The sequence below is a fragment of the Pseudoalteromonas sp. SiA1 genome (assembly GCF_018732205.1).
Taxonomy (GTDB): domain Bacteria; phylum Pseudomonadota; class Gammaproteobacteria; order Enterobacterales; family Alteromonadaceae; genus Pseudoalteromonas; species Pseudoalteromonas tetraodonis.
In genome coordinates this window covers 306,284-320,119 of record NZ_CP076085.1, presented here as the reverse complement: position 1 = coordinate 320,119, position 13,836 = coordinate 306,284, and the positions used below count along the sequence as shown (strand labels likewise).

Annotated in this window: 16 protein-coding genes; 6 read left to right on the top strand and 10 right to left on the bottom strand. The window is 38.5% G+C overall.

Going from position 1 to position 13,836, the window contains the following annotated elements; all coding sequences use genetic code 11:
• Positions 1–3: 3 nt before the first annotated feature.
• The 3 genes from KK487_RS16905 to KK487_RS16895 form a co-directional block, all read right to left on the bottom strand.
• Complete coding sequence (locus KK487_RS16905) at positions 4–213, bottom strand: cold-shock protein (protein WP_007377377.1); 210 nt, start codon at positions 211–213, stop codon at positions 4–6.
• Positions 214–397: 184 nt separating this feature from the next.
• Entirely contained in the window at positions 398–607 is a 210-nt protein-coding gene (locus tag KK487_RS16900) for a cold-shock protein (protein ID WP_008463923.1), read from the bottom strand.
• Between the two features lie 289 nt (positions 608–896).
• Positions 897–1,349, bottom strand: coding sequence for an Lrp/AsnC family transcriptional regulator (locus tag KK487_RS16895; RefSeq protein ID WP_013462814.1), 453 nt, complete (start codon positions 1,347–1,349; stop codon positions 897–899).
• A 114-nt stretch (positions 1,350–1,463) separates the two neighbouring features.
• Here KK487_RS16895 and KK487_RS16890 point away from each other — a divergent pair, with 114 nt between their 5' ends.
• Entirely contained in the window at positions 1,464–2,108 is a 645-nt protein-coding gene (locus KK487_RS16890; RefSeq protein ID WP_036955500.1) for a LysE family translocator, read from the top strand.
• 14 nt (positions 2,109–2,122) lie between these two features.
• Here KK487_RS16890 and KK487_RS16885 read toward each other — a convergent pair whose 3' ends face one another.
• The gene (locus KK487_RS16885; RefSeq protein WP_036955502.1) at positions 2,123–2,659 is read right to left on the bottom strand and encodes a DUF6942 family protein; all 537 of its coding nucleotides are present in this window, start codon (positions 2,657–2,659) and stop codon (positions 2,123–2,125) included.
• Between the two features lies 1 nt (position 2,660).
• Entirely contained in the window at positions 2,661–3,116 is a 456-nt protein-coding gene (locus tag KK487_RS16880; protein WP_028834651.1) for a YaiI/YqxD family protein, read from the bottom strand.
• 68 nt (positions 3,117–3,184) lie between these two features.
• On the opposite strand from KK487_RS16880, the gene KK487_RS16875 reads away from it, so the two are divergent.
• Positions 3,185–3,718 (top strand): lipocalin family protein, encoded by a 534-nt coding sequence (locus tag KK487_RS16875; RefSeq protein ID WP_036955505.1) that lies wholly within the window; start codon positions 3,185–3,187, stop codon positions 3,716–3,718.
• Positions 3,719–3,925: 207 nt separating this feature from the next.
• Here the strand turns inward: KK487_RS16875 and KK487_RS16870 are convergent, their stop codons facing one another.
• From KK487_RS16870 to KK487_RS16860, 3 genes are read right to left on the bottom strand one after another with little or no spacing between them, the layout of a single operon-like run.
• A complete protein-coding gene (locus KK487_RS16870; protein ID WP_016899981.1) occupies positions 3,926–4,267 on the bottom strand; it encodes a DUF3325 domain-containing protein in 342 nt (113 codons plus the stop codon).
• On the bottom strand, positions 4,264–5,853 hold the full coding sequence (locus tag KK487_RS16865; RefSeq protein WP_036955507.1) for a PepSY-associated TM helix domain-containing protein: 1,590 nt from the start codon (positions 5,851–5,853) through the stop codon (positions 4,264–4,266). Before KK487_RS16865 ends, KK487_RS16870 begins: the two co-directional genes overlap by 4 nt.
• Positions 5,850–6,194, bottom strand: coding sequence for a hypothetical protein (locus KK487_RS16860; protein WP_033103215.1), 345 nt, complete (start codon positions 6,192–6,194; stop codon positions 5,850–5,852). Before KK487_RS16860 ends, KK487_RS16865 begins: the two co-directional genes overlap by 4 nt.
• Before the next feature lie 1,013 nt (positions 6,195–7,207).
• Between KK487_RS16860 and KK487_RS16855 the strand changes: the two genes are divergently transcribed.
• The 3 genes from KK487_RS16855 (at position 7,208) to KK487_RS16845 (ending at position 11,834) form a co-directional block, all read left to right on the top strand.
• The gene (locus KK487_RS16855; protein WP_036955510.1) at positions 7,208–7,717 is read left to right on the top strand and encodes a hypothetical protein; all 510 of its coding nucleotides are present in this window, start codon (positions 7,208–7,210) and stop codon (positions 7,715–7,717) included.
• Between the two features lie 127 nt (positions 7,718–7,844).
• Positions 7,845–8,612 (top strand): fimbrial biogenesis chaperone, encoded by a 768-nt coding sequence (locus tag KK487_RS16850; RefSeq protein WP_232311369.1) that lies wholly within the window; start codon positions 7,845–7,847, stop codon positions 8,610–8,612.
• 3 nt (positions 8,613–8,615) lie between these two features.
• Positions 8,616–11,834, top strand: coding sequence for an SdrD B-like domain-containing protein (locus KK487_RS16845; protein ID WP_036955513.1), 3,219 nt, complete (start codon positions 8,616–8,618; stop codon positions 11,832–11,834).
• Here the strand turns inward: KK487_RS16845 and KK487_RS16840 are convergent.
• The gene (locus tag KK487_RS16840; protein WP_215522219.1) at positions 11,821–12,150 is read right to left on the bottom strand and encodes a hypothetical protein; all 330 of its coding nucleotides are present in this window, start codon (positions 12,148–12,150) and stop codon (positions 11,821–11,823) included. The genes KK487_RS16845 and KK487_RS16840 overlap by 14 nt on opposite strands.
• Before the next feature lie 163 nt (positions 12,151–12,313).
• Here KK487_RS16840 and arfB point away from each other — a divergent pair, with 163 nt between their 5' ends.
• Positions 12,314–12,727, top strand: coding sequence for an alternative ribosome rescue aminoacyl-tRNA hydrolase ArfB (gene arfB, locus KK487_RS16835; RefSeq protein ID WP_028834645.1), 414 nt, complete (start codon positions 12,314–12,316; stop codon positions 12,725–12,727).
• Positions 12,728–12,785: 58 nt separating this feature from the next.
• Here arfB and KK487_RS16830 read toward each other — a convergent pair whose 3' ends face one another.
• The gene (locus KK487_RS16830; protein ID WP_013462802.1) at positions 12,786–13,835 is read right to left on the bottom strand and encodes a DUF2955 domain-containing protein; all 1,050 of its coding nucleotides are present in this window, start codon (positions 13,833–13,835) and stop codon (positions 12,786–12,788) included.
• Between the last annotated feature and the right edge of the window lies 1 nt (position 13,836).

Genomic DNA, 13,836 nt, shown 5'->3' with positions numbered 1-13,836 from the left:
TAATTAGATGCAAACGATGTTTTCAGCTTGCGGGCCTTTTTGACCTTGAGTAACAGTAAACTGTACACGTTGGCCTTCAGCTAGCGTTTTAAAACCGTCGCCAGAGATAGCACTGAAATGTGCGAAAACGTCTGCGCCAGATTCTTGCTCGATAAAACCAAAACCTTTTGCTTCGTTAAACCATTTTACTGAACCAGTAGTTGTATTAGACATAATATGTATCCTAAAAATTAATTAAAGTGTGCCTGAAAAGAGGCGATTGAGCCGAAAAAATAGTTAACTTGAGGATATCGCGTAGGATTATTACTAAAACAACGGGGTACTAACAAATAAAACAAAACTTCTTTCAAACTTATAAATATTGATGGGTTAACACTAACCCATCAATTAAAACTATTTAGATGCAAACGATGTTTTCAGCTTGCGGGCCTTTTTGACCTTGCGTTACAGTAAACTGTACTTTTTGGCCTTCGGCTAATGTTTTGAAACCGTCGCCAGAGATAGCACTGAAATGTGCGAAAACGTCAGCGCCAGATTCTTGCTCAATAAAACCAAAACCTTTTGCTTCATTGAAAAATTTTACTGTACCAGTAGTTGTATTAGACATAATAATATCCTAAAAAAATAATAAAAAATTTGCCTTAAAATAGGCGTTTAACAGGAAGAAAACAAACATTTAACTTGAGGATATCGCGAAGGATTATTACTAATAACAACGAGGTACTTACAAATAAACAGGGCTTTCTATCAACCCGATGGCAAGCAGAATAACAGCAATACACTTTATAACAAGCTTTATTTACACTTTATTTTTACCTATTTAGGCAAAGCCCGCTGCCATAGGCTTTGCAGCGTCATCGGTTTAACTTTTTAAACTTCGTGTAAAACATAACCTGTTAAAAGTGCAAGTTACGCGCTCTTACAATATCTTTCATCACAATGGTTGAGGTTAAACGTTGTACACCCGGTAAGGCTGATAGCTTGTCATCGTAGAGTTGCTGAAACGCGGCTAAATCTTTAGTTACAACATGTAACAGGTAATCAGGGGTGCCAAATAAGCGTTGTGCATTGGTGATCTGAGGGATAGCATCGACTGCTTGCTCTAATTTGCTTAACGACGCTTTATCACCTTCTTTAATAGTAATAAATACTAACGCAGAAAAGTTTAAACCCACTTTTTCAGGTGATATTTCAGTTCTGTAGCCAACAATTGCTTTGCTTTTCTCAAGCTCTTTTACACGACGATGACAAGGTGACACGCTTAACCCAACACGATCAGCCAATTCAGAGAGGGTGAGCCTGCCATCAACTTGCAACTCAGCAAGAATTTTCCTATCTATGGTATCCATAGTTGATTATTTCCTAAAATGAACGCTTATATCAGTAAAATACAGTAACTTTTACTCATCAGAAAGAAATAAAATAGCAGCTCACTTATTTTGGGTTTTAGTGCATGGATATGTATGGATATTAATATTATTTTTTCTTTTTGGCTGGTATCAATCTTGTTTGTACTTACCCCCGGTGCCGATTGGGCTTATACAATCAGTGCAGGTATAGCGGGTGATAAAATCATTCCTGCAGTAGCGGGGTTAATACTTGGGCATTTAATGGCTAGTTTGATTGTGGTGATAGGGTTAGGCGCGTTATTAGCATCGCATGCCATGTTTATAAAGCTGTTAACCTTATTTGGTGCTTTGTACATAATTTGGATTGCCGTATCACTGTACCGATTTCCTCCAATGCCTGCAGCCTATAACGATGGCCAAGAACACACCTCAGACACGCCTCTAAAGTGGATGAGAAAGGGCTTTATAATTAGTGGCTTGAATCCCAAAGTGATGCTGTTATTTTTAGCCTTATTGCCGCAGTTTGTTTTACCAACACTGTCATTTTCTATTACTGAACAATTGCTGGTACTTAGCATTATTCATTTAGTTGGCTGTGCGCTGGTATATTGGTTAATAGGGGTAAGTGCCAGAAAAATCCTCAGCAATAATCCGGCGCTCTCACTAAAATTTGGCCGTGCATCGGCCTGCATCCTATTTATTTTGGGCTCGCTCATGCTAGTTGATAGCGCTAACACACTGAGCGTAACACTTACCTAAAAAACGAAAGTGGCTTAGATTATTCGCAACTGAGCCACTAATTCACTCAAACGGGCAATTTTAATATTACTCAGCTGCCTATAATCAAAATAGGGGCATACAATAATATTCTGGCTTTTATCTATAGCAAACTCATCATCAAGCCAATCAAGTTGGGCGTTTAACTTACCTTGTTGTATCAAGTTTTTAGCGTGAGTTCGCCCAGCTATAATGTGCAATTGATTTTTATGCTCAGTAAGCACCGGCGCACTAAAGAGTAATGCAGTCCCGCTATGCTGCTGTAACAACAGCTCATCTCGATATGCTTGCCAACTCACTGCTTGTTTAGCAAATGAGTAATACTCGCTTGGCAGCGTAAATAACACTTTGGCGTACACATTAAAAACTTTTCGCCAGCCATTGCCACAGTGCTGGTTTATGCTATTTATTTGCCCACTAACTACTGGCTCTAGCTGCGCAAGTGTTTCAAAGTAAGGCATAGGGGGCGCTTTTGCTACATACACAGCAACACTGAATGAGTCATCACCTAACCCTATTAACTGGCTGCTCACCTTAATTGCTCTTATTTTGCGCTAAAATACGATCAAGATTGTTAGCAAAGTTTTGTCTGTCACTTTGGCTTAATGGAGGCGGCCCACCACTCATTTCTACACCACTTGAGCGCATAGTATCCATAAAATCGCGTACATTTAGTAATGAACGAATGTTTTCAGTGGTGTAAAGCTCACCGCGCGGATTAAGTGCTTGGCCGCCATTATCAATCACTTCACTTGCCAGTGGAATATCTCCTGTGATCACTAAATCGCCTTTTTCAATCCGTTTTACTATTTCATCATCAGCCACATCAAAGCCCGATGACACTTGTAGTCGGCTAATAAATTTTGACGGTGGGATTCGCATGGCATGATTTGCAACCAGTATAGTTTCTGTTTGCGTACGCTCTGCGGCTCTAAATAAAATTTCTTTTATTACCACCGGACAAGCGTCAGCATCAACCCAAATTTTCATGCTAAGTTCTTTAAATTGCTTTAGTATTAAGGCGATCCTATAGCAATTTCTAAAGAAAAGGAAACAACATGAAACTCGCTTTTAAAACCGCATTATTTATTACCACCGTGTTTTTACTCAGTGCCTGTACCAGCGCACCCGAAGGAATAACCCCTGTTAAAAACTTTGATTTAGAGAAATACCAAGGCAAGTGGTATGAAATAGCACGATTAGACCACTCTTTTGAACAAGGAATGGAGCAAGTAACAGCCACTTATTCAATTAACGATGATGGAACGGTAAAGATATTAAACAAAGGGTTTATTAGTAAAGAACAAAAATGGGACGAAGCTGAAGGCTTAGCTAAATTTGTAGAAAACGCCGATACAGGGCATTTTAAAGTGTCATTTTTTGGCCCGTTTTATGGTGCCTATATTATTTTTGAGCTCGACCAACCTGATTATCAATATGCCTTTATTACCAGTTATAGCAAAGATTACTTATGGTTTTTATCGAGAACACCTACAGTGAGTAAAGAGCTCAAGCAGCACTTTTTAAGCCAAGTAAAAACGCTTGGTTTTGCAACAGATGAGATTATTTGGGTAAATCAAAAATCGCTGTAAAGGGGGTTTACATGCCCCTAGGTTGTAATAAAACGTTCACCTTACTGTAAGGTAAACTAAATAAAGAGGGGCTATATTAGCCTCACTTGCAAAGAGACAGGCAAGTACAAGACATAATGACAATCCCCCTTTTTTATTGGCAAGCCTGATGGCTTGCCATTTTTTTACCTCAATTTAGCCTATTCTTTGGGATCAGGTTTTTACTAACTAAAGCCCATTTAAACCAAAAAATAACGTACTCGTGGCTAATATCAATAATACAAGCAAGTTAAAAAGCTTAGTTAAATTGACTAAAAAACTATAAAAAATCATTATAATTAAAGCACTTAACGACATAAACCCGCAAAACTGTAGAGCGCCATAGCCGTGTAATTCGCTAACACAAAGCAGTAAACTTAGTAAAATACTGATCCAAGCAACACTCAATAAAATTAAACGCTGCTGATCAGTAGGGCGCTTGTTAAAAACATCCTTGAAATGATTAAACTTAGCCAGTGCAAAGCAGTTAAAAGCCACCAAACATAAACTAAAAGGGAGCAATGCCATCATACTTTTTGCTCCTGAGTGTTTATCGGACTAGGTTTTTTAGCTTGCAGCGTAGTACGTAATTTTTCGGTTTGTAACAAAAACAGCAAACCAAACAGTAAAAAGAGACTATCAAACATAAATAAAGCCCACTGTTCATTACGTAAATAACTGATTATATTCCCTTGTGTTGTTAGCGCATTAACCACAGGCACACTAAAACAAGCAATGCTGTTTATGGCAGCCATAACACACCACTGCAACTTGTCACGCTTTACAAAAGCGATAATAAGTACACACAGCCAAGTTAAAAAGAAGGCAAGTATCTCTTTATCCGCGCGCTCCATTGCGCGTGTGCTGATTAATCGGTTTGCTAAAAAGAACGCAGACGTTGCCAAGGGTAACCCCATTAAAGTTCCTAAATTAAGCGCTTCGACGAGTTTTAAACCCCATGATGGCTGAGCATTTTTTTTCATTCGCTCCCGAATACGCTTCGCCCACATAATACAGCCCGTGGCTATCATTATGCAGCCAGCAATGCCGCCTAAAAAGTATAAAACACGTAATAATGGCTCTGCTAAACGCCCAGTATGCATTGAATTTAGTGACTCATACAGCGCTTTACTGCCGGTGAGTTCATCATCAGTTTGAGCAACAAGCTCACCACTCGCTCCACTAAATATCAAACGCGGTGCTTGATCCCTTAATGTTTTTCCAGGACTGACCAAAACCATAATAGTCGCAGCGGCCTTATTCGGCTTATTTATAATCACCCGAGTTATATCAGCCTCTGGCCACTTAGTATAAACCTGATCCAAAACAGTATTGATAGGCACTAACGGTGCAGTGCCTTGCAACGACTCTGTTGCAGAACTACTTGGCGAAACATCATTAAAAAAGCCTCGTATTCCATCCTCATAAACGGTTTGCGCGGGGTAGGGGAAAATCATAAATATCAGGGTAATAATGCCCGTATAAGTAATCATTAAATGAAACGGTAAGGCAAATACCGAACTTAAATTATGCACATCTAACCAGCTACGGCTGCCTTTATTAGCTCTAAAAACAAACATATCTTTAAAAATACGTTTGTGAATAACGACGCCAGATATCAACGCAATGAGCATAAATAAACTAGCAAAGCAGACAATCCAACGCGCCGTTTTTACATCAATATAATGCAAATCAAAATGCAGGCGATAAAAGAAATTACCCCCTCGAGTATCTACAAAGGGTGCTAAAGGCTGCATGGTATTTGGATTTAAACGGGCATTTTCAAACTGCGCTCTGCGTTGTCCAGGCTCTTTTGGTTTTGCATAACCATACGTTAAATAAGGTATACGCTCCTCAGGAAGCGTTATACGCCAATTAGGCGCATTAGGTGCTTGCGCATATAAATACTCAACACCCGACACGATTTGTTGTTTTTGCGCGCCAATACGATCTGCCTGCTGCTCAATATTATGGACACTTGGCTGATTCCATAAGCTCACTTCATCTCTAAAAAAGCTAATAGTGCCTGCAAAAAATATTAAATACAGTAACCAACACACGAGCAAACCCACCCATGTATGTAACCACGTCATTGAACGAAAAAAACTCCCTTTCATAACCATCCCTTCAATAGCGATAACACGACAAGTTGCGCTGCAATACTTAGTAAAATACTGATCCAAACAGTTTTTAATGAATGAATATAAAAGCTATAAATAAACACTAGGGCATAAATTAAAATACTCGCAGACACACTAAGCAAAACCGCGTCAACTTTAGGCACAGGCACTACTGCACTTAATAGCGACACACTAACGGCTGTAAAAAAATACCCGCCAACAATAGCAATAAAAAAACGCGATAAAACCGCTAATTCATAGCTAAAGCGCTGCATAAATTGCCATAACATAGAAAAAACGGGTTTGGGAAAGTCTAAAAGACGGTTGGAGGCCTGCATAAACTGCAAATTCCTTTTAAACATAGCTAAAAAAAGATGGCGATATTATAACGCCAACAAATACAAAAGATAGTAATTCTTATTTGTATTTGAATGCAGCAATAGGCATTTAATTGAGTTAGTTAAATAGTGATCTATATAAAGATTAAAAGTCAGCTATAAAATAACCTATCTAAGTGAATGCTTGCTCTGGATGCGTTGCTGTTACCGGCTAAATACATAAAGACACAGTAAACACACGTCCGTGTATGAAATTAAAAGTTAAATAAAGCACTGTATTTAATAAGTTTTTCCATAGCCTTAACAGGTAATTTTGATATAAGAAGCTAATAATTAGAGACCTTTTAAGCTATAAATTTCTCTCAAATAACACTGGATCAGTATTTTACCAACAAGGCATAAAATACCGCTGGCATAAACCGATTTTTTACTAACTTATTACCAAAGAAAGCTAAAAAACAATCAAAACGATGAAAAAACAGGCTTGGAAAATTAAATTTTATACTTTTAAACCGACATGTTAGTAAAAATCTGATCTTTGATAAATGCAGTTTAATCCGTAATGATTTTAACTGGGAAGGTAACAATAGAGATACAACGCGTAAATTATGCTCAAAAAATAAACATTTCGCATAGATGTTGCAGTCACTTTATTTCACCGCTTAAGCACAGAGCGACTGCCATAAAAAACTACAAAGTGGTTATGAAAGATTAAAAATAGTTTATAAACATTCATATAGGCTCAACATCAATTAAGTCGCTTTGACTATGCCTTAAAATAACTCCCTCTAGCGTTAAAAAATAATTAACATCGGTGCTATTTTTCTTGTTGCATTTTGCTGGTCAAAATTAATAACTTCATACTAATTATCTCTTTTAAAAAGCCTTAATGTTAACAAAAGATTTCATTTTGATAACAATTGTGTTTAAATCCGAAACAATGGACTGAGATAACCCTCAAAACTAATTTGCACGGAAGTAAAAAAATAATAATTTTTAAAAATGGAAAAACTATGAATAAAAAAATCTTTGCTGCTTCCGCTTTGCTAGCAATTTCATCAACTTCTTTACTTGCATCTAACCAAACATTTCAAGCAAGTGTAAATGGTTGGACTGAGCCTACTTTTGCAGAAGATAGCCCACTGCACTTTGGTAAAATTCGCTTATCTACAAGCTCAACCTGTACGATGGATAATGCAGGCGCTGTATCGGGTGACTGTGATGCGTCAGATGCAAACATTCAATTAGGTGGAATTACTGTATCTGGTTTAGCGCCAAATTCAGCAATGAATATTACTGTATCTGGAAGCACAGGCACTAACTTAACTTTTGTTCCAGTAACAACGGCTACAGATGGCACAACCAGTGTAACAACTGCTGACAATGTTGCGTCTGCTTTCACTACTGATGCAAGTGCAACCGATATTACTGTTAGTGTATATGGTGATATGACAGTTGATTCTACACTGACAGCGGGCGCTGCTTACACTGTAGATTACACTGTAGATGTGTCTTTCCAATAAGACTATGAAAGCTGAGGCTAACTTACTTAGTTAGCCTCAGTTTATTTTTTTGCGCAATTGCGCATTAAAAATAAAATGTGTGGAGCAACGCGCTCCACTTTTTATTATCATGTTGTTGAGTTGTCCCATGATTCTTAAACTTTTTTGTTGGGCCGCCCTTTGCCTAACTCTTTTACTACCTGAAATTTGTAGTGCCAACCTTGCGCTGTCTGAATACCGTTTATACTTTGATGGACGTACTAAAAATAATTCACTACTTATCAGAAATACCTCTAATAAAAATCTCGATTTTAAACTTGTTGTTACCCATAAAGATATGACCGAAGAAGGAGCACTTATAGATGTTACTCCGCAACAAGTTGAAGGACGCTCTGCCAAAAACATGCTACGGTTTTCTCCACGTCGCGGCACTATTGCCCCAAAAGGGATGCAAGCTATCAGAATGACCGTTCGCAAAAAAGCTGAGCTTGCTGTAGGCGAATATAGGGCGGTGCTTAAAATCATAGCCTCTGAGTCACAAAACCCCGACATTGATGGAATAAGCATTAGACCTAAAGTTGCTTACAGCGTGCCTGTTATTGTTCGTCATGGCCAATTAGAGGCTGACTCAGAATTAATAAACCCGCAATTAATTACTCAAAATGGGCGTCCGACTCTAACATTTTGGCAAACACTCACAGGGAATCGCTCTGTGTATGGAAACTTTGAATTAGTCGATGAGAATAATGTAATGATTGGTGAAATAGCCAATGTGGCCGTTTATACCCCTTTATCACGTCGCAAGGTATACATCACTTTACAAGCCCCTGTGACAGGGCCTGTGACACTCAATTACAAAGAAAACGAGCTTTACGGCGGTAAAATCGAGTTAGCGATCCCTATTAATATCAAATAACAAATGCTACACATTAATGCCTTATACTATGGTATAACGGCTCGCTTGTTACTTTGTACATTACTGTTAATTGTACCCAAAGCAATCATCGCAAAGCAGTTACCGACTCTTTATCAATGGCCTATTGATGAGGAGTCTTTTGTGATTATAAATGTCAGGGTAAATGGGCGCTCAGTTGTCTCCGACTTAGAAGCTTACTACTCAAAATCAAATAAGTTGCTACTTCCCATAAGCGGCCTGAAATCGACCATGGGAATTAGCTTAAACGTGTCACAAAATACACTGTCTGCTAACGTTGACTCAAGTGAGCAGGTGCTGAATGCTGAGCTTTCCTCAACTTTAGCCCCCTCAGAAAATGTTTCATTGTGGGCTGTCGATGACTACGACCACTATGTTGATTTATCTGTTATAAATACACTTTTAAATACCGACTCGCGCTTTGATTACTCACTGATGCAGGTTTCATTTTCTAGTAACTTGCTTACTTATAATAACAACCAAGTAACGAGTGGTATTACAAAAAAAATTAAGTCCAAAGCACTGCAATACGACCACTTTATAGACGACCAATACCAAGCGCTAACCTACCCCGTGTCTGAATATTCGCTATCAGCAAGCTATAAATCGTCTAATAATCGTTATAAGGGACTACTCAGACTTAATAGCTACTTTGACTTATTTCATCATCGAGCTGAACTACGATTCAACAAAAACGAAAACACCGCTAATACCTTTTTAAAAATAACTAAAGACTTTAACTTAAGTGAACAAGATCACTCACTGGCACGCATTCACTACCAATTGGGAGATATTCAATCTCAGTCAGATCAGCTTATTACTAGCTCAAACCAAGGCCGGGGATTTTATATTTCAAATGCTAACCCGCATTCGGCACAAAATTTTTCAACTATCACCATTGAAGAACCGGCACTACCGGGCTGGCAAGCAGAGCTGCATCGAAATGGCCAATTTATTGCCACGACTCAAGCTAACGACGAAAATTTGGTTCGATTTACCGATGTTGAAACTTTTTACGGCAACAATATCTTTGAAATTAAACTTTTTGGCTCACAGGGTGAGCAAATTACACGCACTCAAAAATATACAATAGGGCAAGACGCACTATCGCCCGGAAAAATAAGCTATCAGGTGGAGTTTTTAGAAACAGATAAAAGCGTTTTTAATCAATCCAGTAACTCCTCAACGGCGATGAGTAATGCCTTTAAAAGTAATCTCTCTTATGGCATTAGTGAGTTTATTACTTATGACGCTCAAATTACTCATTTGCAAACTGAACAAAATAACAGCAGCTACCTATCATCTGGGCTAAACACACTTACAGATCACGGCAGTTACCGTTTTTTAGCCACAAAACAACTCGATGCTGGCTATGCTTATTTTGCCGGTTTTAGAGGCCTACTTTCTAATAAACTTTATAACGATATCAATGTTAATGTTGAATACAGTGCCCTTAATAACTTTTCTAGCGCTTTATTTGTAGCAAAAGAGAACTCACTCAAAAATAGGCTGTCACTGAGCCTCAATGGCCGCACTGATTTTTTTAACTCCCTTAACTGGAATATGAGGTGGAACAATGAAGTACGTAAAAATACTAACACTAAAAATCGGTTCTCATTAGGCATCAATAAAAGTTATGTCGCAGGAACATGGTCAAGCCAACTATTTTATGATGACGATACCAATAACCTAATAAACCGGCTTTATTCTTCAATAGATATTGCCTCTTGGAAATGGACCAACACCTTAGATTGGCAGGCTAATAATGGCGCAGAACTCACTCGTTTGAGAAGTAGTTTACGCTGGCCACAAACACAAAGTACCTTTAATCAAACCCAGCTGACGTATCAGTCTAACTCTGCGGCAAGTACGCTTTTAAATCATCAATATACTTACCGCCATGAGATATTTAATATACAAGTATCAGGGCAAGTTGATAATCAAGGAGATTGGCGCTTATCTTTAGGTTTAAATGGCACATTTAGTTTTGATCATTTAGAAGCAGACTTTAACTTTGACACTCCTCGCTCATTAAATTCCGGGCAAATAGAAGTTAGTTCGTTCATAGATTGGAATGAAAATGAAATCTTTGACCAAGGCGATGAGCCAATTCAAGACGTTAATTTTACTGGCAACTACCTATGGCGAGATAAATACACCAATAATGACGGAAAGGTCTTGCTACCAAGCAGTTACGGTGGCCAGGTTTTAGATGTTAATTTACGCTCGTTGTCTAATCCTTACTTGCAGCCCTCTTTAGGAAAAATTAAAACATTGGCTCATAGAGGCGGACAAACCAAAGTAAATATTCCTTTAGTGGTCTACAACGAGGTTGAGGGGACTATTTATCTATCGAGCAATGAAAAGAGTAAACCTATCGCAGGACTGACGGTTGTACTTAAAGAAAAAGACGGCGAAAAGCATTATTCAACGGTCACTGAATATGATGGTTATTATTATTTCCCCAATGTTTCTCAAGGAAATTATATACTTGAAATAGAAAAAAATGAGCAACTCTCAGAAAACATAACTATAAAAAATCTTCCTGAGCAGGTCATCACTGAAAAAAGCGGCGATACCATAATATTGCAAGATATTATTGTATACACAAATAACGCTGATACCTTAACTGAACAAGCTACAATAGCGGCTGAATCAAACCAACAAACACCTTATTTTGTGCAATTAGGCGTATTCAAAAAGTTTCAATCGGCACTTACTGTTGCGAATAAAATTGATAAAGCAGCCTATGCTTTGCAGTTATATAAGCATGAACGTCGTGATAGCTATTACCTCGTTGCAGGCCCATATAACAATGCAGCTAAAGCACAACAAACCATTAATGATGTTTATTCAATACCAGCGCTTCATGGTAGCTTTATGGTTGATGCAAGGCGATATGCCTCACCACAGTGGCGAAAAATAGGGGAGTGGAGCGATATGCAAACCAAAAATACTGAGACTTATTTTTGCCAGTATGGTGCATATACCTCTAAAAAATCCGTTAACAAAAAACTACTAAGGGAAAACCCATCACTGTTCATAGCAGAACGAGCAATAAAAGGTAAAGCCCACTATTTGATGCTGTCAGGACCTAATAATGCAAAGCAAACAGCTTGTGATACGCAAGTGATTAAACAAATAAAAGGGCTCACCACCGCGATAAAGAAACCTTGGCACAGCATTTTTACTATAAATCAGTAGTAAAGTACTGCACCTGTGTTTTGCCATCACGGTTTAAATGCGACTCACATTTTATTTCACAACGCGCTCCCGCAGATTCAGCAACCCAAATCGATTGCGCGCTCTTTTTGATATAACACGCAGAATACAGAGCATCTTCTTTTTGCGCAGCAACAACAAAGCAACGCTGAAAATCACCCAAAGCTAATACTTTGATTGGATAAACTTGTTCTTGTGCAATTACACCAGCACTAAATGTTTGTGATGATTTAGCATAAACAGCATATGAAATAGCGAGCATACACACCAAAAACATTAAAATAGATATTTTTTTCATATAATTAAAGCGAATTAAAAAGCAATATAGTAAGTGTAGAATAAATTAGTTTTTATGTGTTTATTTAACAAATATTAGACTGTAAATAGCAATGACCGCTTGATTCACCACAAGTCAATGTACTGATGATATAATACATTTTTTGCAAAAAGAGCGGGGCACTATGTTAACTATTTCAAATACCGTAACCATAGATGAATGGGAAGTAGAGCTCAGCGCTATTCGCTCACAAGGTGCAGGCGGGCAAAATGTTAATAAAGTAGCCAGTGCTATACATTTACGCTTTGATATTAATCGCTCTAAATTACCTGACTTTTATAAAGAACGATTACTTGCTTTAAAAGATTCAAGGATCACCAAAGAAGGGGTATTGGTTATTAAAGCGCAAAGCCATCGCACCCAAGAGCTCAACAGGGAAGATGCATTAAAACGGCTAAAAGATTTAATTTTAAGCGCCACTAAGGTTAATAAAGCACGTCGTGCTACCAAACCTAGCCGTAACTCACAGCGTAAACGCATGGACAAAAAAACCAAACACGGCCAAACCAAAGCCCTACGCGGTAATATTAAGCTATAACTTTAGTAACCTGTACTGTGGTTAAGTATATAAAAAGGCTGCGGATGCAGCCTTTAATTTAATCATAAGTATGATGGCGGGTGACGCTAAATCGGTTGAGGATTCGATGCACTACATACACTGCACTTAAGCTTACTGTTACTGCAACAGCCACCGAGCTAAATCGATACATGGCGCTGTATATTAAATCTTGCCCTGGGCCTAACGACTGACCAAATAAAATGCCAAACGTGGTTAATACCCCAAACCCAACACCCGGTGGACCACCGCCTAAAATATGAAAACGACTGAATATAAAAGACAAAATCCATAATATAGCCACCGGAAAAAGCAAAACGTCAGTATGGTTATACAAAAACAATTGCGCAACTAAGGCAGCATTACAGCCTATCAGTGTACCAATAATACGTTGCCAACTTGCGGTGCCCGCAGCCTTAAAACACAACGAAAACAAAATTAAAATAGACGCCGCTTGCGCCGAAATTGAATCTTGTAAGTCAAGTACCTGAAAAACCACGAATGATAAAGTCGCAACGCTAGCGCATAGCAACACCTCGTGACGAATACTTTCTTTATCCTTGTGTGGCACAGCCCGCATGGGCCGCGCTGTCACATCAGGAAACAAACCATGCATCAAGAGCGCAATAATAATAGTAATAAAAATAGCCATACCATTACTTAAAATAAGCGGGTAAATGCTGCTTCCTTGATCAACATGGCTGGCAAAGTGCAACTGAATCGATAAACTCACCGCACCTAACGCACCAAATAAAAACGCACCACCAGAGCTCATTAAGTAAAACAATATACAAAAGCTGGCAAAAATAATGAGCGTCATTAACACCGGCAAGTGTGAAAATAAGCCCTGTAAAATAAGCACTATAAACGCACTGTAGGCAGCACTGGCAACAAATTGACGGATCACGCCTTTGTTAATACTTGGCACTAAACCGAGTAATAACATAGGGTAAACTGTAAAAAATATTCCATTGGGCCAATTCATTAACTTGCACAAAGTAAAACCAATAGTGCAACCACCGGCAATCCGCAGCGCTTGGCGTAAGCCATTTGAATCGAGTTGTGGCGCTTGGCTAACATGTTGTGTCATT

What these genes read in the sequence shown, in the direction of transcription:
- KK487_RS16860 (WP_033103215.1), bottom strand. Translation starts at nt 6,194, where the DNA reads ATGCAGGCCTCCAACCGTCTTTTAGACTTTCCCAAACCCGTTTTTTCT.
- KK487_RS16895 (WP_013462814.1), bottom strand. Translation starts at nt 1,349, where the DNA reads ATGGATACCATAGATAGGAAAATTCTTGCTGAGTTGCAAGTTGATGGC.
- KK487_RS16890 (WP_036955500.1), top strand. Translation starts at nt 1,464, where the DNA reads ATGGATATTAATATTATTTTTTCTTTTTGGCTGGTATCAATCTTGTTT.
- KK487_RS16905 (WP_007377377.1), bottom strand. Translation starts at nt 213, where the DNA reads ATGTCTAATACAACTACTGGTTCAGTAAAATGGTTTAACGAAGCAAAA.
- KK487_RS16850 (WP_232311369.1), top strand. Translation starts at nt 7,845, where the DNA reads ATGATTCTTAAACTTTTTTGTTGGGCCGCCCTTTGCCTAACTCTTTTA.
- KK487_RS16865 (WP_036955507.1), bottom strand. Translation starts at nt 5,853, where the DNA reads ATGAAAGGGAGTTTTTTTCGTTCAATGACGTGGTTACATACATGGGTG.
- KK487_RS16845 (WP_036955513.1), top strand. Translation starts at nt 8,616, where the DNA reads ATGCTACACATTAATGCCTTATACTATGGTATAACGGCTCGCTTGTTA.
- KK487_RS16830 (WP_013462802.1), bottom strand. Translation starts at nt 13,835, where the DNA reads ATGACACAACATGTTAGCCAAGCGCCACAACTCGATTCAAATGGCTTA.
- KK487_RS16870 (WP_016899981.1), bottom strand. Translation starts at nt 4,267, where the DNA reads ATGATGGCATTGCTCCCTTTTAGTTTATGTTTGGTGGCTTTTAACTGC.
- KK487_RS16880 (WP_028834651.1), bottom strand. Translation starts at nt 3,116, where the DNA reads ATGAAAATTTGGGTTGATGCTGACGCTTGTCCGGTGGTAATAAAAGAA.
- KK487_RS16855 (WP_036955510.1), top strand. Translation starts at nt 7,208, where the DNA reads ATGAATAAAAAAATCTTTGCTGCTTCCGCTTTGCTAGCAATTTCATCA.
- KK487_RS16900 (WP_008463923.1), bottom strand. Translation starts at nt 607, where the DNA reads ATGTCTAATACAACTACTGGTACAGTAAAATTTTTCAATGAAGCAAAA.
- arfB (WP_028834645.1), top strand. Translation starts at nt 12,314, where the DNA reads ATGTTAACTATTTCAAATACCGTAACCATAGATGAATGGGAAGTAGAG.
- KK487_RS16840 (WP_215522219.1), bottom strand. Translation starts at nt 12,150, where the DNA reads ATGAAAAAAATATCTATTTTAATGTTTTTGGTGTGTATGCTCGCTATT.
- KK487_RS16875 (WP_036955505.1), top strand. Translation starts at nt 3,185, where the DNA reads ATGAAACTCGCTTTTAAAACCGCATTATTTATTACCACCGTGTTTTTA.